General features: G+C 40.3%; 20 protein-coding genes and 1 pseudogene. 10 read left to right on the top strand and 11 right to left on the bottom strand.

Annotated elements, in window-relative coordinates; genetic code table 11:
* Window positions 1–86: 86 nt before the first annotated feature.
* Together IQ259_RS00675 and IQ259_RS00670 are read right to left on the bottom strand one after the other, a co-directional pair.
* Window positions 87–1,217 (bottom strand): aldo/keto reductase, encoded by a 1,131-nt coding sequence (locus tag IQ259_RS00675; protein WP_193879324.1) that lies wholly within the window; start codon window positions 1,215–1,217, stop codon window positions 87–89.
* Between the two features lie 424 nt (window positions 1,218–1,641).
* On the bottom strand, window positions 1,642–2,139 hold the full coding sequence (locus tag IQ259_RS00670) for a bifunctional nuclease family protein (protein WP_193879321.1): 498 nt from the start codon (window positions 2,137–2,139) through the stop codon (window positions 1,642–1,644).
* 337 nt (window positions 2,140–2,476) lie between these two features.
* On the opposite strand from IQ259_RS00670, the gene IQ259_RS00665 reads away from it, so the two are divergent.
* Window positions 2,477–3,142 carry a riboflavin synthase gene (locus IQ259_RS00665; RefSeq protein WP_193879318.1) on the top strand — a complete coding sequence of 222 codons (666 nt, stop codon included), beginning with the start codon at window positions 2,477–2,479 and terminating at the stop codon, window positions 3,140–3,142.
* A 68-nt stretch (window positions 3,143–3,210) separates the two neighbouring features.
* Here IQ259_RS00665 and IQ259_RS00660 read toward each other — a convergent pair whose 3' ends face one another.
* Together IQ259_RS00660 and IQ259_RS00655 are read right to left on the bottom strand one after the other, a co-directional pair.
* Window positions 3,211–4,896 carry a M23 family metallopeptidase gene (locus IQ259_RS00660; protein WP_193879315.1) on the bottom strand — a complete coding sequence of 562 codons (1,686 nt, stop codon included), beginning with the start codon at window positions 4,894–4,896 and terminating at the stop codon, window positions 3,211–3,213.
* An 83-nt stretch (window positions 4,897–4,979) separates the two neighbouring features.
* Complete coding sequence (locus IQ259_RS00655) at window positions 4,980–5,804, bottom strand: biotin--[acetyl-CoA-carboxylase] ligase (RefSeq protein ID WP_193879312.1); 825 nt, start codon at window positions 5,802–5,804, stop codon at window positions 4,980–4,982.
* Window positions 5,805–5,874: 70 nt separating this feature from the next.
* Between IQ259_RS00655 and pgeF the strand changes: the two genes are divergently transcribed.
* Together pgeF and IQ259_RS00645 are read left to right on the top strand one after the other, a co-directional pair.
* Complete coding sequence (pgeF, locus tag IQ259_RS00650; protein WP_228014263.1) at window positions 5,875–6,735, top strand: peptidoglycan editing factor PgeF; 861 nt, start codon at window positions 5,875–5,877, stop codon at window positions 6,733–6,735.
* A gap of 12 nt (window positions 6,736–6,747) precedes the next feature.
* Complete coding sequence (locus IQ259_RS00645; protein ID WP_193879309.1) at window positions 6,748–7,347, top strand: GNAT family N-acetyltransferase; 600 nt, start codon at window positions 6,748–6,750, stop codon at window positions 7,345–7,347.
* 86 nt (window positions 7,348–7,433) lie between these two features.
* On the opposite strand, the gene IQ259_RS00640 is transcribed toward IQ259_RS00645, so the two are convergent.
* Window positions 7,434–8,345 (bottom strand): AraC family transcriptional regulator, encoded by a 912-nt coding sequence (locus tag IQ259_RS00640; protein ID WP_193879553.1) that lies wholly within the window; start codon window positions 8,343–8,345, stop codon window positions 7,434–7,436.
* Between the two features lie 76 nt (window positions 8,346–8,421).
* On the opposite strand from IQ259_RS00640, the gene IQ259_RS00635 reads away from it, so the two are divergent.
* The gene (locus tag IQ259_RS00635) at window positions 8,422–8,835 is read left to right on the top strand and encodes a thiol-disulfide oxidoreductase DCC family protein (RefSeq protein ID WP_193879306.1); all 414 of its coding nucleotides are present in this window, start codon (window positions 8,422–8,424) and stop codon (window positions 8,833–8,835) included.
* A gap of 40 nt (window positions 8,836–8,875) precedes the next feature.
* Window positions 8,876–9,661, top strand: coding sequence for a Uma2 family endonuclease (locus IQ259_RS00630; RefSeq protein WP_193879303.1), 786 nt, complete (start codon window positions 8,876–8,878; stop codon window positions 9,659–9,661).
* Window positions 9,662–9,696: 35 nt separating this feature from the next.
* Here the strand turns inward: IQ259_RS00630 and IQ259_RS00625 are convergent, their stop codons facing one another.
* Window positions 9,697–10,119, bottom strand: coding sequence for a hypothetical protein (locus IQ259_RS00625; protein WP_193879300.1), 423 nt, complete (start codon window positions 10,117–10,119; stop codon window positions 9,697–9,699).
* 338 nt (window positions 10,120–10,457) lie between these two features.
* Here IQ259_RS00625 and psbQ point away from each other — a divergent pair, with 338 nt between their 5' ends.
* The 4 genes from psbQ (at window position 10,458) to hemJ (ending at window position 13,772) form a co-directional block, all read left to right on the top strand.
* Complete coding sequence (gene psbQ / locus IQ259_RS00620) at window positions 10,458–10,922, top strand: photosystem II protein PsbQ (protein WP_193879297.1); 465 nt, start codon at window positions 10,458–10,460, stop codon at window positions 10,920–10,922.
* Window positions 10,923–11,005: 83 nt separating this feature from the next.
* A complete protein-coding gene (locus tag IQ259_RS00615; RefSeq protein ID WP_193879294.1) occupies window positions 11,006–12,082 on the top strand; it encodes an FAD-binding oxidoreductase in 1,077 nt (358 codons plus the stop codon).
* A gap of 78 nt (window positions 12,083–12,160) precedes the next feature.
* Window positions 12,161–13,009: an alpha/beta fold hydrolase gene (locus IQ259_RS00610; protein WP_193879290.1), complete on the top strand. Its 849-nt coding sequence runs from the start codon at window positions 12,161–12,163 to the stop codon at window positions 13,007–13,009.
* 178 nt (window positions 13,010–13,187) lie between these two features.
* Complete coding sequence (hemJ, locus tag IQ259_RS00605) at window positions 13,188–13,772, top strand: protoporphyrinogen oxidase HemJ (RefSeq protein WP_193879287.1); 585 nt, start codon at window positions 13,188–13,190, stop codon at window positions 13,770–13,772.
* 228 nt (window positions 13,773–14,000) lie between these two features.
* On the opposite strand, the gene IQ259_RS00600 is transcribed toward hemJ, so the two are convergent.
* From IQ259_RS00600 to IQ259_RS00590, 3 genes are all read right to left on the bottom strand, one after another.
* Window positions 14,001–14,804 (bottom strand): carbonic anhydrase, encoded by an 804-nt coding sequence (locus IQ259_RS00600; RefSeq protein WP_193879284.1) that lies wholly within the window; start codon window positions 14,802–14,804, stop codon window positions 14,001–14,003.
* 310 nt (window positions 14,805–15,114) lie between these two features.
* A complete protein-coding gene (locus IQ259_RS00595; protein ID WP_193879281.1) occupies window positions 15,115–15,297 on the bottom strand; it encodes a hypothetical protein in 183 nt (60 codons plus the stop codon).
* Window positions 15,298–15,332: 35 nt separating this feature from the next.
* A complete protein-coding gene (locus tag IQ259_RS00590; protein ID WP_193879278.1) occupies window positions 15,333–16,844 on the bottom strand; it encodes an FAD-dependent oxidoreductase in 1,512 nt (503 codons plus the stop codon).
* A gap of 123 nt (window positions 16,845–16,967) precedes the next feature.
* Between IQ259_RS00590 and IQ259_RS00585 the strand changes: the two are divergent.
* Window positions 16,968–17,219 (top strand): annotated as a pseudogene (locus IQ259_RS00585) (Uma2 family endonuclease); the annotation flags it as partial.
* A gap of 100 nt (window positions 17,220–17,319) precedes the next feature.
* Here the strand turns inward: IQ259_RS00585 and IQ259_RS00580 are convergent.
* Both IQ259_RS00580 and IQ259_RS00575 read right to left on the bottom strand, forming a co-directional pair.
* Window positions 17,320–17,790: a hypothetical protein gene (locus IQ259_RS00580; protein WP_193879275.1), complete on the bottom strand. Its 471-nt coding sequence runs from the start codon at window positions 17,788–17,790 to the stop codon at window positions 17,320–17,322.
* Between the two features lie 207 nt (window positions 17,791–17,997).
* Window positions 17,998–19,251, bottom strand: a complete 1,254-nt coding sequence (locus tag IQ259_RS00575; RefSeq protein WP_193879272.1) for a GTPase — start codon at window positions 19,249–19,251, stop codon at window positions 17,998–18,000.
* Window positions 19,252–19,343 lie beyond the last annotated feature (92 nt).

Below are 19,343 nucleotides of genomic sequence, written 5' to 3'. Positions count from 1 at the left end.
GATTGCTATAAGCGATCTCACTCATGATTTTCTAATCACGTTAGCGTAGCAGTAGCAAGTCCGTGAGCGTCATTACGAATTAAAAATTATCCCCACAATCTTCTACCAGCTTTATCTTTTAATCTTTCGTGAGTATCTTCTAATAAAGCTGGAATATTTAACTCTTCTGGACATCTAGGTAAACAATCACCGCATTCTGTACAGCGATTAGCTTTCATTCCGGGAAACCAATGACCGGCATTTTCAAACATGCCATAACGATATTGCCCGTAGTCTGTCATATCGTATGCCACAGCTAAATTACGCAACCGCAATACCTCAGGGATATTGATATTTTCAGGGCAAGGTAAACAAGCATAACACTGGCTACATTTATCAGTTTCTAAAACTTTTTTTTGATGATTGTCTAAACGCTGAAAAATAGAAATTTCGGTTGATGTTAATTCACTATTACTATCAGCAACTGGTAAAGGTTCTACTAATTCTTCTGGCTTGGCTGGCCCTACACTCAAGGTAGTAATCCGGCTGTCACTGAGCAAAAATCGATAGTTTAAATCTAAAGGTGAGTAGGGCTGACACAAATCTTTGAGGGTTTGAGGTGGTGTGTAGAGTCGCCCTCCTTTGTCAGCCGGGGAAATAATAAACACGCCCATGTCTTTCTCGGTGGCTAACTGAATCGCTGCGGCATTTCGTTGAAAAAAATAGTAATAGTGCAGATTGACAAATTCAAAAAAATCTGTGTTGATTGCTGCTTGTATCACCTCTAAAGTTCCGTGAGTGGAGAAGCCAACATGTCGCACTCGACCATCTGTAACTGCTTCTTGTACAGCTTTCATGCAGCTACCTTTAGCTTGTACCCACTTTAGATGCTCCCAAGTATTTAAACCATGAATTCCCAAACAATCTAAATAATCTAGATGTAATCGTTCTAGGGATTCATCGATGTACTGACGCATACTATCAGCGTCTATTGTCGGGGGAATTTTAGTGGTGATGTACAGTTGGGAACGAGGTACAGACAAGCCGCTTTGAATGAACTGACCAAGAAACTCCTCACTTTTGCCGTATCCTCTGGCTGTTTCTAGATGATTAATTCCTAGGGCTAAGGCTTTAATGATGGTTTTTTGAGCATTTTCGACATCAGCCACATAACGCATTGTCCCTAAAGAAAAAACCGAGAGATGGAGATTTGTTTTGCCAAAGCGTCGGTATTGCATTAGTTCAAGTTCCCAGAAGTGATACCAATTTGAAAAATGATTGTGACATGGATTGCCTAAAAGCTTATACAATAGCTGTTTGACAATCCAAAATCCGTCTTGAAAAGTTTGCTACGGAGGGAAATCTTCCTTACAACTTTTCGGAAAATCCAAAATGGTATGAGTGCTGAATTCTGAGTATAAATACAATAAATAATGTCTAAGTAGAACAGTTTAAATAAACCGAAGTATGTAACGAAAAGTAAAGTTACCTAAAACCCTCTTCCTTTCTGCCTTCTGCCCTGTCATAACGACAATTTTTAACATCGAGCTACTTACATTGAGAATGAAGTGCGAAAAAGAAAGAAGGAAAAAATTATTTTGCCTCCTTAATTCTTGAACTCTTTCTTTCTCAGCACTCCGCACTCATTAATTAGCACTTTCTTTAGCTATCGCCATTATCAAAGCGCTTAATCAAATCCTCAGGACGGAGATTGGAGATAAATTCGCGAAAAGCTTCTTGTTCGGCTTCATCTGCATCACGATCTACAGGAATTGAGGCATCAGCAATGACTTCTTCCATTACCCAAATAGGCGTATTTGTACGCAGGGCAATGGAGATCGCATCACTGGGACGGGCATCAATTTCTTTTTTGACCTCGCCTTGTTGAACAATCAAAGCTGCATAAAATGTGTCCTTTTGTAAGGAATGAATAATCACCTTTTCTAGAGTCATATTCCATGTCTCTAGAAGATTAACAATTAGGTCATGGGTTAATGGCCTGGGTGGCTTTTGGTTCTCTAGCGCACCCATAATTGCTCTAGCTTGTTCTTGACCAATATAAATTGGCAAAGCGCGCCGATCTGAGGCATCTTTTAAAAGTACGATCGGGCTGCGGGTTATGGCATCTAATGCTATGCCAGCGACTTTCATTTCAATCATTGGCGAAGCCTCTACAATCCTGGGAGAGCTTGAGACATTGGTAACAATTTATACCCTTTTTTGGGCTGTATGGTGAAGGAATAAACATAGGCAGGTTCTCTATAATTGCTTCTATTAAACTCCGAACTTGGTGTGAAGACCAGAGTAAGTCAAAGGAGTCTACCTAGACAATAACCTTCTTAACCAAGTATGCCTTGAGAAAGATGTGAATGTGTTATCAACCTTATAATAAAAACAGTCAGGAATTATACTCAAAATGTCTTGCATTCTTGGAAGAATTACCAGTTTATTTTCGGACAAATTAGGCAATAAATAGAGATAGTTTCAAATAACAGCCGTGTTTACAGGATTAGTCCAAACTTTAGGAACAATCAAACCCTTAGGGGGTGATTCTTGGCAAATTACTTGTGTGAATCAGTCCTCTAATGTAATTATGCAGGATTTGGCTTATGGTGACAGTGTGGCTGTCGATGGGGTTTGTTTAACTGTTGAAGAAATTTTAAAAGACGGGTTTATTGCCACTGCTTCTCCGGAAACTCTTAGCCGAACTACCCTGGGACTTGAGGAAACACAACAAAGATATATGAATTTAGAAGCTTCGCTGCGGGTGGGGAGCAAAGTCGGTGGTCATTTTGTTATGGGTCATGTAGACGGCGTAGGTCGATTAATAGCAACAGAACAGACCGCTACTTCTTGGGAAATGACTTTTACTGCACCTGAAGCGATCGCGCGGTACATTGTCCCCAAGGGCAGCATTGCAGTGAATGGCATTAGTCTCACAGTAGCGGCTTACGAAGCAGAAGTTTTGCAATTTACTGTAGCTGTAATTCCCCTGACATACGCTGATACAAATCTTCGCTATCTTGTACCTGGCAGTTGGGTGAATTTGGAAGGGGATATTCTCGGTAAATACGTGGAAAAATTTCTTTACCCTGGTAAGCAACCAGCAACATCTACAGATGAAATTACACCTACATTTTTAGCAGAACATGGGTATTTATGAAAAGGCAAAAGTAAAAAGGTAAAAGTGAAAAGAAAAATCTTTTACTTTTTGCCTTTTTACTTTTTACTTTAACTTCCTGGTTCGCGAACTACTTGGGCTGTGCGTAAGGTTTGTAACAACTGAGCCAGACCTGCTTGTAATTGTCCGCCTGGGTCAACTGCAACCCAACCATTTTGTGTCAGGTGACGCACTTCAAAGTGCAGGTGAGGCCCAGTAGAGTTACCAGTACTACCAACTCGCCCAATCACCATTCCTGGTTCTACAATTTGACCGGGTTGTACAAAGATTTCGGACATGTGACCGTAAAGGGTTTGTTGGGCAGAACTGTGAGTGAGGATGACGGTTAACCCATAACCACCAGCCCAGCCAGCTGTATCGACCTGACCTTTAGCGGCTGCAAGAATTGGTGTACCCATAGGCGCACCCAAATCTGTACCGGCGTGGAAACGGCGATCGCCTGTTATTGGATGAATCCGCCAACCAAACAATGAAGTAATCGTCGCTGGCACAGAAAGGGGATAATTTATTCCTGTACCGCCACGATAGGCAATTGTATTTGTAAAAGGAATTTGGGGCAGAACTGATGCTAACGGAATATCGTAAGCCACAGTACTTACACGCGGTGCAATATTTCCCTCTATCATTGGTGGGGGTAAAGTACCGGCGCTTGGTGCAATGGGAGTTGCGCTGACTCTAGTAGCAAACTCGTTAGGATTAGGGACAAACCGATTAGGACGAAAAGCTGTCTTGACTTCACCACCAGAAGCAACGCGGGTAGAGCGCCATCCGTTGCTGTTGCTATTACTTGTCAAAGGTCGGGCTGGTGAAACGCTGGCTAACTGAGCATTTTGACTTTTTTTCAGCCAATTGGGGGCTGGTTTGCTATCAGAATTAGCTACACGCTGATTGTCAGTAGGTTTGCTTTGGTTACAAAAACCTGCTGATATGGCTTGCCCAGACGGTAAAATTGTGCGGCAACCACTAGAGCGTTCTGTGATAATTACAGAATTGGGTGCTTGATAGGTATTTGTAGTTGAGGTGCCGTAATTGTTGGGGTCAATATAGGCGTTGTTGTAGTCTTTGGTTTTCCCGGTTGTCGCCTCAGCTGTGCTGTTAGAGTTATTGGGTGGTTGGGCGACTTCTGGGAGTTTTTCTGGTGTAGCGCGAGGTGCAACTGGTTGGGCGACTTCTGGGAGTTTTTCTGGTGTAGCGCGAGGTGCAACTGGCTTGGCTACTTCAACTTTCGGTTGTTCTTCCCTAACACTTGTCGTTGGTTGAGAAACTTCCGGCTTGGGTTTTGCCGTGCGATCGCTAACTGGTTCTGGTTGTGAAGTCTTTGCGGCTTGTCGAGAGACATCGCGCCGAGTAGTAAAAACCGGTTCAGCTGCTGCTTCCACTTTGGGTTTAGATTGCCTAACTGGCTCTTTTGATTGCGAAACCTCTGGTTTGCGGATTCTTTGTGTTAGGTTAGCTCGCCTTTGCGAAAATTCCGTTTGCGCCTTCGGTGCTTCCGGGATAACAATATCTTTTTTTATGAAATTTGTTTTGCCTGTTGACTGGGAATTCGCAACAGGAACAATGTTGTCTATTGATGTTTCTGTTTGGGCAAATACGAAGCCACCACTAAGTAGGCTGACGCTACTTAGTAAACAGATTCCCTGTGCTGGTAGGGTAGACACAAAACGTTTTTTCGTCAGACCTTGCTTGCAAGAGTCTTGGGAATGATTATGGGCAGAGTTATTGCGCTGCGTCATTGGTTCTCTCAGTTAATTTAAATTTGCCTAAAGAGATGATGCCAGTGGTTTGTCTTGCCCAAAGAGCCAAATTAATAACAAACCTATAATGAAACCGAAGATTTACTGTAACCCAAAGTGATTGTACCGGGTTCAATGTAAAGTTCTGGTGTTTTTATTTCTGTTGTATCATAAGTTTCCAAAGAAACACGTAACTTACCCACAGATGTCACGCCGACCACAGTGCCTACCAAATTATCAATGTATACTTTGTCACCCATGTTAGATAATAATTCCAAATAGCGCGACAAGAGTATGCTTATTCCTTCTTGGTAAAGGCATTCCATACCGGATTGTAACCCCTGCAAAACAACAGAGGTGAGAATTTCCAGACAAGAAATTGGTTTGGTAGGGCGGGAGGCTTGCCATCGTTCTAGATTTATTCCAGTTTCTGGTACTGGATTTGTCCAGTTAATGCCAACCCCAATCACTGCTTGGATAATATATCCATTATTTATTTTAGTTTCTGTCAAAATGCCGCCTAATTTGCGACCATTTAATACTAGATCATTAGGCCATTTAATCCCGACATCTACGCCACACTGACGCAGTTGGGAAGCAATGCCCCAAGCACTAGCAAGAGTTAGTTGATAACTGGCAGTAGCTTCTAGTTTAGGCGCGATCGCAACCGAAAGGTATAAGCCTCCAGTAGGAGAAATCCACTGCCGTCCCCATTGTCCTCTACCGGCGGTTTGTTGTCTTGCAATCACTACAGACCAAGGTTTTTCCCCCTGTGCTAACAAATTCCAGAGGGTTTGGTTGGTGGAAGCAAGGCTGTCAAAAATATGCAGCGAAAATGGTAAATTTTCATCCTCCCTTCCTGCTTTCAAAGCTAATTCCAACTTTTGCTGATCAAATTCCACAGGCATGAACCGAAATCCCGTTGTTCAAGTTAACATTAATTGGCTGATTTTGATTTTTGTTTAGGTTAGGTTCAAGATGCACACTTGGCACTGGCGAAATTGGGAAGGATTGCCATACCTTACCTGTAGTCTCTTAGAAAATTGGCAACACGGCTTTTTTACTCACCAGTTCTGGCCGCGATCGCCCCAAGATTTAACACAAGTCCTGCACCCAAGCGCCTCAACTTATCGTTTGAAACAGGTACATGGTAATACAGTTCTCACACCCCAAGAAGTTGACTCGCAGTTAAACAATATGGCGGAAGATGAAGACTCGGCTTTCGCTGCGGCTGATGGTTTAGTCACCGAACAATCTTTACAAGCTGTGTGGGTAGCCAGTGCAGACTGTACACCTGTGTTAATCGGGGATGTTTGTACTGGACAGGTAGCTGCATTACACGCGGGTTGGCGGGGTACAGCCGCGAAGATTGTTCCCCAGGCGATCGCCCGCTTACAAGCCCAAGGCAGCAAATTAGAAGATTTAAGATTTGCGATGGGGCCGGCGATCGCTGGTGAAGTTTACCAAGTTTCTGTTGAGGTAGCTGCGGAAATTGGAGCCAGTATTATATCACATGAAGACGCACAAAAAATTGTTCATGGGTTACATGAGCTACCCAATTCCCCATTATTAGCTGATCCTGAACCTGGAAAGGTAAGAGTAGATGTGCGACGGGTAAATACTTTGCAGTTAGAAAATTTGGGAATTAGTGCAGAACAAATTGCGATCGCTCCTTATTGTACATACCAAAGTCCAGAGCATTTCTTTTCTTATCGCCGTGAACAACAAAAAAAAGTCCAATGGTCTGGAATTGTGAGTAGAAAAAATACACAATCAATCAGTGGGAGAAAAAGATCCGCCACTGATCCTAACGGTAAATATTCGCACCGAATTACTTAACCACTGTTAGCGATGAGTGAAACATCTTGGACACTGAAGCTTGAGACTGAACGCCTGATCCTCCGCCCTCAAAAATCCGACGATTATCAATCTTGGTATGCTGGTTTTTCAGGTCGATTGTCACAGCAGTACAAATATGACGAGGGGCAAATTAGCTTAGATGGTTGTGATTTCGATTGGTTTTCAAATTTGTGTAAACGCCACCAAGAACAAGCATTAAGCGATTATGCGTATATTTTTGGTGTTTTCTGTAGGCAAACGCATCAACACCTTGGCAACGTCGATATTTCAACCATTCAGCGCGAAGAAAAACAGTGGGCTAATCTAGGCTATAGCATCCATAATCAGTATTGGAGACAGGGTTTTGGAAAAGAAGCTGTAAATGCAGCACTTGTCGCGGGGTTTGAGAATTTTGGGTATCATCGTATCGAAGCCGCTATCAATCTGGATAATCATCTTTCTATTGCTCTAGCTGAAAGTGTTGGTTTGCAAAAAGAATGTGTTCGTCGTGGCTTTTACTATGAAAATGAGCAATGGGTAGATCATTTGATTTATGTAGCTCTCCCTTCTGATTTCGGTCTAGTAGAAAGACCACCAGCGATCGCTGTATAACAATCAAATGAGAGTAGAAAATTTTCAACATTCTTTTTAATAAAAACTAATGCTCTTTATGGGTAGAAAATTTTGAATTATGTTTATCAAATCTTCACCTGCTCTCTGTATGCTTTTGGCGTTATACCCATAAATTTGCGGAAAACATTAGTAAAATGACTCTGACTTTGAAAGCCAACTTGTTCAGATACTTGCTCGATAGTTTTTTCAGTGCCAGTTAATAGCTTTTTCGCTTTGGCAATTCGGCAATTCATCACATATTGATGCGGTGCAGAACCTGTAGATTGTTTAAATAGCCGGGAAAAATGATACATGCTCATTCCCACTACCGCAGCAATTTCAGCTAAAGTCAAATCCTTTGCCAAGTTTTCATGAATATATCCAAGAGCTTGACGTAACTTTCTTGGCGATAAACCTTTATCATTGGATAATTCCAGAACTTTATTACTAGTGACTGAGTGGTGTTTCAGCAAGTGAATGCAAAGTGTAGTTGTCAAAGATTCGATATAAATCTTGCTGCTTAAACCGTCTGATTCTAATTCTGATTTCAGTGCTAAACTAATCTGCTGAATTAGTGGTTCAGGTGCAGCAAAATGAGGTTTGATTTCAACATCTTTTAAATCGATAGATTCTAAAGTAATCCGATTGAAAAATGCTGGTTCCAGACTGAGGAGGATAAATTCAGCATCTGATGCCCAGCGAGAAATATGATGTGTGTTGGCTGGAATAATAGCTATATCGCCATTGAATATATTTTCATACTGAAAGCGTCCATCTAACACTCGTTCGGCTTTAGTTAAACGATGAGTCAAACTCATAGAAATGATGTGTTGCTGAGGCAAATGTTCGGGGGTTTCATGAGCAGGCTGTTGATGAATATCCAAACGAATCCCATCCCATTTAGCATGGTAACTAGAAATTATGTGCGATCGCGGCAGAACTTCTGCACAAGCATCTTCTTGAGCAAAATCAATCTTTAAGATTTTCTCTTCTTGCATCATTCTCACCGCAGACATAATTGATTTAGGTGTAACGCTATACTTAAACGGTAATCTGAAAAGAGGTACTATTTTAATGAATTATTATGTAGTATACGACGGAAATTGTAATCTCTGCGTTACTTTAGTACAATTTTTAGAAACCCTAGACCAAGGAAAGCTATTTCGTTACGCCTCCATGCAAGACGAACCAACACTTACACAGTGGGGAATTACACCGCAAGATTGTCAACAGGGAATGATATTGATCGATGCTAATACCCCTGAACGGCACTGGCAAGGTAGTGATGCAGCCGAAGAAATTGGTAAGTTATTACCTATGGGTAGTCTGTTTGTAGATGCTTATCGCGCCATACCTGGGATGAAGTGGGCAGGCGATCGCTTTTACGCACAAATCCGCGACAATCGTTATACCCTGTTTGGCAAGCGTGCTACTACCTATCAATCAGCATACTGTGTGGATGGTGGCTGCAAAATTGGTCATGATTAGTATATGAAAAGTTTTTGACAGTCTATTTTAGGGGGTTGGCATGACAGTCAGTAAGCCAAATTTAGAAATAACTTCCCAGACGGATGATATTGTGGACTGGGAACCCCCCATGCCACCCACAGATTTAATATTTGATGACGGAGAACCATTGGAGTCAAATCGCCACCGCATCGCCATGAATGTCTTAATCCGGTCATTGCAGCAAGCTTGGGCTGACCGAAACGACTTTTACACAGGTGGTAATATGTTCATCTATTACAGCAGTACCCAAGCGCGTAACAATGATTTTCGTGGCCCTGATTTTTTTGCAGTGCTGAATGTTGATGGTACTACCTCTAGGCAGGGTTGGGTGGTATGGGAAGAAAATGGTCGTTACCCAGATGTCATTGTGGAATTGATGTCACCATCTACGGCGCGGGTTGACAAAGTGACAAAAAAGGAAATTTATCAACAAATCTTTCGCACACCAGATTACTTTGTGTATGACCCCTTTGACCGCAATTCTTTGCAAGGTTGGCATTTAGATGCAAATCAGAATTACCAACCCTTAACATCTAATGAACGTGGTTGGCTATGGTGTCAGCGTTTAAATTTATGGTTGGGAACCTGGGAAGGCACGGTAGACCGAGAAACAGCAATTTGGTTACGATTTTACGATTCCGATGGTAATCTTGTGCCTTTACCAGAAGAAGCAGCACAGGCACAAGCCGATGCTGCACAGGCACAAGCTGATGCAGCACAGGCACAAGCCGATGCTGCACAGGCACAAGCTGAACGTTTAGCTGCCCGTTTGAGAGAATTGGGAGAAAATCCTGACGCTGAATAATGAGTGTATGGGTTTCAAGGTGTAAGAATGAAATTTCAGAGTTCATTAAACACTTCCAAAATATGCCGACAAAATTGTTTTAGCTTGTCGGCTATTTGTGCAGACGGCGCAGACTCACCAACGAAGTTCCAGTTTTCCACAGTGGAAAGTCGCCACGCTTCACCGCGATGATCAAAGCCTGCAACTTCTACACCAATTGCCCGACGTGTGTTTGTGATTGGATCTTGATAAAACCGGATTTGAATTAAAACACTGCGACTGCGCCAGGATTTACTGATTCCAGGAAAGTGAAATCCGATGTCTATGGAATCTGGATCAACTAAATCCCTGGTTTCTGGATCATTCTTCCAGGGTTTTAAATCTGATTTTGCATCGGGAAACTCGAATTTGAACAAATTAACTACCGTAGCAATCTTGCTGGCGAGTTCAAGGTTAGTTGCCTGTTCAGATGCGTTCACGGAAAAACACTCCTAAATAGTTAGTCGGCTTAAGGGGACTGTGACGACAGCAAACCGCCAGAAGGCTTATCTTATTGGTGTTTCAGCTTATCAAGACGTTTTAGATTTAGCAACTCTAAAATTACCCTTTCTTAACATTTATAAAGTGTGAAGTGTGAATTATGAATTATGAAATTTTAGTCTTAGGTTTAAGCTTTATTGAGCAATTATACTTAAAAATTTGGGAGGAATCTCAGAATTTTCCGCAAAATCATTTACTTGCTAAGACGAGAAATTACCCTGGCGATCTAAAATTACACTGTTAGCTGGCAAACACAAAACAAATTTAAGTTCAGTTTATGGCGCGTCAACGCTCGATTTTCTCATTAATCCTAGTATTATTGGCTACATTCCTCATTAGTTGTGGCGGCCCTGGAGTTGCAGTTGCACCACCAACATATACGGCAGATCAAATTGCACAAATTCAGGAATATTTACCTGAGATTCAGACTGTGCGCGATCGCGCAGATGAATTGAAAAATCTCATCCAAGAAAATGAGTGGATTAAGGTGGGTAACTTTATTCATGGCCCGATGGCAGAAGCTAGGCTGACCATGACTTACATTACACCCCATCTTTTACCCAAAGACCAAACCGCAGCACGTCAAATCACTAGAGATTTACTGAACCACTTGGTTAAAGTTGATCAAGCGGCTACTAATGGTAACAGTCTAGTTGCCTTAAGTAACTACAAAGCTGCTTTTACAGATGTTGACAAATTCCTACAAATACTGCCTGAAGCCAGTAAGCAAGCTGAGTCATAGGTGTTGAAGTCCTGAGTTATGAGTTAGAAGTTAGGAATTAGCTAGTCTTAACTTTTAGCTCATAACTTTTAAGTATCGAAGCAATGAGTCATGTAATTATTATCGGTTGTGGTGTCGTTGGGGCTGCGATCGCCTATGAACTGAGTCAAGTCACAGGGTTACAAATTACCGTTGTTGACCAACAACCACCCGCACAAGCTTCTACAGGTGCTGCCCTTGGCGTTTTAATAGGTGTCATTAGTCAGAAAGCCAAGGGTAAGGCTTGGCAGCTGCGGCAAAGCAGCATCCAACGCTATGAAACTTTAATTCCTGAACTAGAAGCATTAACCGGGCGTAAAATCCCTTTCAATCGTCAGGGTATTTTGCACTTATGTTGGGAGGCTGAAAATTTTGAAAGTTGGGAAAAACTAGTTGAAATTCGCTCCTCTCAAGGTTGGCAATTGGAAATTTGGGACACGGCAAAACTCAAGAGTATTTGCCCACAAGTGCATAATGACAAAATTACTGGCGCTGTCTACTCTCCTCAAGACCGTCAACTTGACCCTACAGCTTTAACCTTAGCGTTAGTTGCAGCTGCTCAACAAAAGGGCGTTACCTTCAAGTTTGGCGTGAATGTTTCAAATATCTCAGCAGCATCAATCGAAACTACAGAAGGAAAAATTGCCGCCGATTGGATTGTAGTTGCGGCTGGACTGGGTTCTACACCACTAACAGCCCAATTAAACCAAAAAATTGATATCCGCCCTGTTCTGGGGCAAGCATTACAAGTAAATTTAGGGCATTCCATCGGCAATCCTGAATTCCAGCCGATGATTACCTGTAATGATGTGCATATAGTCCCTCTGGGAGGCGGAGACTATTGGATAGGCGCAACGGTGGAGTTTCCTGCTAATGGCGATGAGATATCACCCAATTATGAACTATTGGAATCAGTCAAACAACAAGCGATCGCTTTCTGTCCCGAATTAGCATCAGCAACTATTACTCGCACATGGTCAGGGTTACGCCCGCGTCCTGAAGGTCGCCCAGCACCGATAATTGAGAAACTACCAGGATTTAGTAATATCCTCCTCGCCACGGGTCATTATCGTAACGGTGTGTTACTAGCACCAGCAACAGCCTATACAATTCGTGAGATGATTACTTCTATGGACTCTTAATAAAAAATACCTTTTTATCTTTATGCCTTGTCGTTGAATACACAAGGCTTTTGTGTGTAAAACAAATAGGAAAATAGCGTGTCTGTAACAGAACATAAAATAAAAGTTGATTCTTTAGAGTGGTTTTATCGGGAAGCTGCACCAATTGGGCAAAGTGATTTATTACCTGTAGTATTGCTGCACGGTTTAGTTTCACAAAGTTATAGTTGGCGGGATATTATACCTGCTTTAGCCAGTCAAGGAACACGGGCGATCGCACCTGATTGGATTGGTTATGGCTTTTCTGCTATGCCCGAAAAACGCGATTTTGCCTACACTCCTGAAGCATTCATTACAGCTTTAGAAGGATTTATTACAGCGTTAGAATTGGAAAAGTTTTCTTTGGTTGTGCAAGGATTTTTAGGTTCGGTTGGTTTACAATATGCTTTGCGTCATCCAGAAAAAATAGCCAACATTGCTATTTTAAATACTCCCATTTCAACTACTGCTAAAGTACCTTGGAAAATCAAACAAATGGGTTTACCATTAGCAGGTGAAATGATGACCCAAGACCCTTTATTAGTAGACCGTACACTAGAAGGTGGTAGCCGTTACCGCATAGAAGATAAAGATTTAGATGTTTACCGCAGACCTTTTTTGAAAACTTCTGCTGCTGGTAGAGGTCTACTATCAAGCATTCGCAATTTACAACTTCCCCAAGCCATGACCGAAATCGAAACAGGTTTTCAACAATGGCAACAGCCAATTTTAGTTCAATGGGGTATGATTGACCCTTGGTTATCTGTGGACATAGCACAAAAGTTTGTTGATTTAGCACCAAATGTTGAATTCATCAAACTTAATAATGTCGGACATTACCCGCAAGAACACTATCATAAAACAATTTTAGACGACTTATTACCTTTTGTGAGACGTATAGATAACTAGTTGGCAAAAATCGATATTATAAAAATGAAAGTACAGATAAACACAGAAAATTTATTTGTGTTTAAGAGATAGCTAATTGAAGATTTGGCAAAAAAATCTAATACTATTGTAAGTTAAATTTGCAAAATTTCTAGCAACTTACAAAGTATTAAAACCACATCAATGGAGATGGTGATTTATGGCTTATTCTTGGTTTAAAGCATTTCATATTATTGGCATTGTAGTTTGGTTTGCTGGGTTGTTTTACTTGGTGCGTCTGTTTATTTACCATGTTGAAGCTAACCAAGAACCAGAACCAGCACGCACGATACTGAAAAATCAGTATCAAATTATGGAAAAACGTCTTTACCGCATCATCACTACTCCTGGAATGATATTAACAGTAGCGATGGCAATTGGTTTATTAAGTACTGAACCAGATGTTTTAAAACAGAGTTGGTTACATTTCAAACTACTATTTGTCGCCATTTTACTGGGTTATCATCATTACTGCGGTCGTCTGATGAAAAAGTTAGCCGCCGATGAATGTCGCTGGACTGGCCAGCAGTTGCGGGCTTTAAATGAAGCGCCTACAGTTATGCTAGTGGTGATTGTACTCTTGGCTGTATTTAAAAACAATCTACCTACAGATATTACAGCTTGGGGAATTTTTGCCTTGATTATTTTCATGGCGGTTACTATTCAGCTATACGCCAAAAAACGCAAGCGTGATCAAGAAAAGCTGACAGCACAAATTGGACAAGTTCCTCAAGAACAAAGTTAGATAAAATAGCCTGAGATATCTTAGATAAAAAAGTTCAAAAGTATATTTGATATCTCAGGTGTGATTTGAGAAAGGCGATCGCAAAAGTAATAAAATTATTGCTGTCTACGCTATTTACGACATTACCGTTTAGGTAAGGTAACGAACCGCAAAGGACACGAAGGAAGAAATGCTTAACTGAACTGTATTGCCTTATAGGCGATATTTTAACTCAGCATTCAGCACTCTTCATTGAGCATTGGCGCTTTCAAAAACTGTCCGCTCATTCACGGCTTGAATTGGGCGATTATTATGGGGAAATAACTGGGCAAATTTAGCTATTTGTTCAGTAGATGCTTCAATGGGGGTTTCCATCACGTACCATGTAACATTTTCTGAGCAGGGTGGGGTGGTGAGAGAACCAGAGTAAGTTAGAAATCTGCGTTCTGCTGGTAGTAATGAAGCCGCGTTAATTATAGTATCTTTTACCTGGGTTTGTTCTCCCTGGGTTTGCGGTATGGCATCCCAGATAGTTTGGAGATTAGGGTTAAATTCTCCTGATTTTAAAAACACACCTATAACTGCTAAATTGCCAGCTTGATTACGGTGAACAAAATGCAGTTCCATATCATATTCTTTCCCGTTGATGTGGTGTTCACTGGGATGGTGAAAATGGAACTGAAGCAGCTGATAAGCTTGGCGATCGCTATCAATAAAACTTCCTGGTTGATAGTCAACTTCAATTGTTTTGCCATTATTAATCAAATTTAAGGGCGTTGGTTGATAGTTAACTACCAATAAATCTTGATTTTTATTATCAATACTTTTGACACTGGCAAGTTGTAAATCAATTGGCGTTTGTCTTTTACCGGAATAACAAAGCTCAAATTCAGGCGAAAGCTTACCCCAATATTCTGGCGCTTGCTTGCCGATATATCCCCAGTTCTTTGTTGTGGCTGCTTTTGGGGAAATTACACAACCAGAAAAGGAAGTTGCCAAGGCAGTCATGCTTAGTAACTTTAGTAGTTGCCGCCTGTTTAAAGTATTGCTCATGAGTTAAATTACACCTACTAGGGATTGTTTAAAAAGATCCCCCTAGCCCCCTTTAAAAAGGAGGGAAATGCTTCAGCCTCTAAGTCATCCTTTTTAAGGGGAGGCACTGTGTTGCGAGGGTTCCCACGACAGTCCGCTCAAGTCGGGAAAACCGCCCACGCGGCTGTCTCCCCGTTGTAGCAAGTGGCGTGGATTTAGGGGGATCTAAAATGTTTTGCTCCTAACAAGAGGATTTTAAAATATCCTCTCCAATATCAGTATCAGATTTACCCCCCGAAACCCCATAAAATCTAAATTTCTTAATTACAAATTATTCTTCCAACAGACGCAACAACGCCGCCGCTTCATGGTGTGCAACTTTATAGGTATACTCACCACCATCGCAGGTAGCCAAGTGCCGCGCTTTCCTAGCGTGCTTTAAAGCTTCATCTCGCTTACCTTGCAACTGTGTTTGCTCTGCTAAAAACAGTTGCACATCTACCCTTTGCAGCACATAACCTTTTGACTTTTGACTTCCGTCTTGCGGTATTAGGGCAACCAAAAATCAGGCAAGATAGACTTAGTTAGGTTACGAACTGTTTCATTGAGCGATCGCCCGATTTTGATATGTACTTCATCTTCTTGTACAGGTAAAATCTCAGCAGGTTGGCCTTCACCTAAATAAGACACTACAAAATTTGCTGCTTCTAAACCTGTAACATACGCTTTTTCTTGCGACCATGAACCGTGACGGTTGACAATCCAATCACCACTCATAAATACATTGGCAAAACTTGTCCTGGCTGGCAACATATATTGATAGCTACCAGGAGAGAAATGAGTTACCGCATTTGACAAGCGAATTACACTACTATCAATTACTTTTGCTTCTTTAAATGCAGGTATACAAGTTGCTAAATAATTCTGAACTATGGGAATAATTTCTGCATCACTTAAATTTAGAAACTGATTTGCATGATAAAAATCAGCTTCAATTACTGTTCCTGGCTCATTTTGATATTCATCATGCAGCGCATTCAAATCAAAAAATGTCCATCCAGTCGTGGCATCAAAGCCAAAGCAAGCATTAGAAGGGCGAGGAATATCAATTTTGCGGTCAAACCACAGCCGCGTTGCTAAAACATCAATCGCTCCTAAATTATTTAAATTCCGAAATTCTTCCCGACTTTGTAAACTAGGACTAGAAGCAACAATTTTTTTCATCCCAGTGACACCAACAGCAAAAACCACGACATCAGCGTTAAACACTTCATCACCACAAACCACACCTGTAGCGCGATTATTACTATCAATAATTAAATCAGTTACGCGATGTTTTGGTAATACTTTGCCACCAGCTTTTTCTATTCGTTCTACCCAAGGACGGAAGATTTTTTCTCCTACAGTTCCGCGACACCAAACCACATCAAAATTAGGCTGATGCGCCAAAATAAAATAATAAAGCATCCCTAATGTTGCCGCGGCTGAACATTGTTCGCCTGGAGCAAATAAACCTACCAACAACATCGGCTCAAACGCATCACGATAAAGCCTTGCAGACACACCAAAATCTTTGAACAGTTCACGCGCCGTCACAGAATCGTAACGCCGCCAAGCTGCATCAGAATTGTCAAAATCAACTACAGCATATAGTAAAGGTAGGGCGCTGAGACGTTCAACAAGTGGCAATCTCTGAAAGTGAGTGTAGAGAAATGTGCCTAAAGGTGCAGGTAGCTGGGGTAATTCTTGAAAAATTGGTGATTCTACTTCTAAACCTGCGGGTGAATATTGAGCAGAACGAGTCCAGGTAGTGAAGGGGTTAAGGTTTAATTCGTTGATGAGGGCAAAAATATTTCTGTAAGGATACCAAAAGCCATGAATTCCGGCTTCTACAGATTTACCGCCTGGGGTTTGCCAACCTGCTACTAAGCCACCAGGATAAGGGCCTGCTTCCAGAAGTGTCACATCATATCCTTGCTTGGCTAAATGGTAGGTTGCGCCTAAACCAGCCCAACCTGCACCAACGACTACCACACGTTTTTGTTGTGACTCTTCTACCATTTTACCCTCCGATTGTTGCAGCCCATCAATTAATGTATACGAACTTGCGTTCAGCCGGAGATGGAAATTTTCTATGACAAAATAGTTTTATTATTTTAGAGCCAGTGCGATCGCTTAAGACCTATGGTTTCTACAATCAAGCACCGCTACACTTTGGATGAATATCGCGCCATTGAAGAAAAAGCGGAAGGACGCAGCGAATACCGAGATGGAGAAATTGTGCCAATACCCGGAGGAACACTCAAACACAGCCGCATCAGTGGTAATATTTTGACCTATCTTAGCTTTCTGCTGCGCGATACTCAATTTGAGCCAATTAACAGCGATTTACGCCTATGGATTCCTGAATATCGGCGTGGCGTATATCCAGATGTGAAAAATTTATCGCGGTGTTGTATTTGAAGTTTAGTTGAAAAATTTGCTGTTTTATTCCTATCGTTGCAGGCTACATAATATTGCAGTTAATTGAAATTTATCATTTACAATCTCCACCCTCTTCCTCCCTAATATTCTTGAGATTTGAGTCAATAATCCAGCATTTCCGTTGACTTTTATAATCAAAAGTCAACGGACTGGTTAATGATTTCAAATTACCTTTAGAATCAAACAATATTTTCGATTCCTGCACTACTATAGCTGTATCATTGCTAAGTTTTTGCCATTCAGATTGTGAACTAGTTTGTGCTGTTAAATATTCAACACCTTCTGCGCTATTCCGAAACTGTAGAGTATAACTTCTCCCTTCAGTAGATGCTTTTTTTTGAGTTTCTAACAAAACTGCTCTTGCTGCCTCCATAGTTTTTTCAATGGAGCCTGACTTATTTAAAATATTTTTGAATATAAAACTACTACTTACCACTATCCATATTATACCTATGACAATAACCGCTATTAATAGCTGGGTAAAAGTGAACTTAAATGAGGTGTTGTTCTGTTTGGTAGTCATTACAGTATTAATCTTTGCTTATCTACTACTCTAATATAGCAATTCTGAATTATTAATGAGAAAATAGGCAAAATAATATTATATATAAATTTGATTATCTACTAAAAATTATATTTATACTCAGAACCAGAAACAAAAAACACGAAACAATAAATCAAATACTACTTTTATAATAGTATTTTTTCTTAAATTTAAGATAGCTATATTTTATTCGTTTATATACTCTTCTCCTATTTTATCTATATCTTTTACTCCTTTAATATTTGGCAATTGATTATATTTATCAAAATTTTTCTTAAAATGTTCTTTAAAATACTTGAAGATTTCATCTTTAGTAACATCTAAGCTAAGATAACGCAGAGATACTTCTTCTAAAGTTTTAGCGTATGCAAGGCTTACATTTAAAATATAAGTAGCTGCAATACCTCCCGCTATAGTTTCTCCAACAACAAATAAACCCGGAAATAAAATACTAAAAGTAGTAGAGCCTATGTCAAGTACCAAACCAGCCGCTAAAACAAGCCCTCTGTTCTGATCTATACTGTTAACTAATTCTTTTATCTCTTGTGAATATTTTTGAAAACTATAAATTTTGTCTAATTCTTGGAAAAGACTATATTGAGTACCAAAAGTTGCAAAAGGTGTAGTTCCTGGGATAGGTGTAAATGAACTAGCAAAAGTAGCGCTTGCGCCAGTTACAATAAACAACCAAGCTATTTTCCTTTTCTTTTTTATATTTAGTTCTTGTGAGTAAATAAAGGCATTTTGATAGGTGGTCGGTAATAATTCAATACTTTTATCTACAAGCTGCAATAGTTTTTCTTGATACTCTTGCTTCTCGATTATTGAGGTTCTTTCGTGTGGGTCTGCTGCAACTTCTAAGATTTCTATGTTTAAATTTTTTCTTGTCCCTTGAAGCTCTTTGGCTAATTCATCTACATAATTTTTCACTTCCGTCTTCAACTCAGTTAATTCTTTGTTTTTCAACATATCTATTTGGGTTAAAACAATAATTAGTGGTATTTTATTTTCCTTAATTTTTTTTATTATTGTTTTATCAAATTCTTCAAATCTTTTACCAGATCCAGCTACAGCGTACCAAACCAAGTGAATACTATCATCACTTGAAAAATTATTATTAATTACTTTTAATTTACGCTCATCTAAAAACTTAATTGTCTTATCTAAAAACTCCTGTGTTTTATGAGCTTCGTAGCCAGGAGAGTCATAAAGGTATATAGGTTTATCTTCTCTTGGATGCTTTGGATATTTTTCATACTCTGTCGTTTGGGGTTTACCAGCACCAGTTTTAATACCTTCTACTCCTTGGGTATCAATCCCAAATACTGCTTTTATTAAAGAACTTTTGCCAGCTCCAGTTTTTCCAATAATAGCTACACAAGGATATTTAAGACTATTTTTGATTTTTTGTAATTCTTTTTCTAAACTTTCTAAGTCCATAATTATTTTCTAATAAATCCACGTTGGACTAAATCATACCATAAAATTATCAAACAAATACAGTTTTTGATTTTGAATTTTGATTCAATTGT

The organism is Fortiea sp. LEGE XX443 (genome assembly GCF_015206815.1).
Taxonomy (GTDB): domain Bacteria; phylum Cyanobacteriota; class Cyanobacteriia; order Cyanobacteriales; family Nostocaceae; genus Nostoc_B.
Note: the sequence above shows the minus strand (reverse complement) of the source record. Positions and strands in the feature narration are given on the sequence as shown.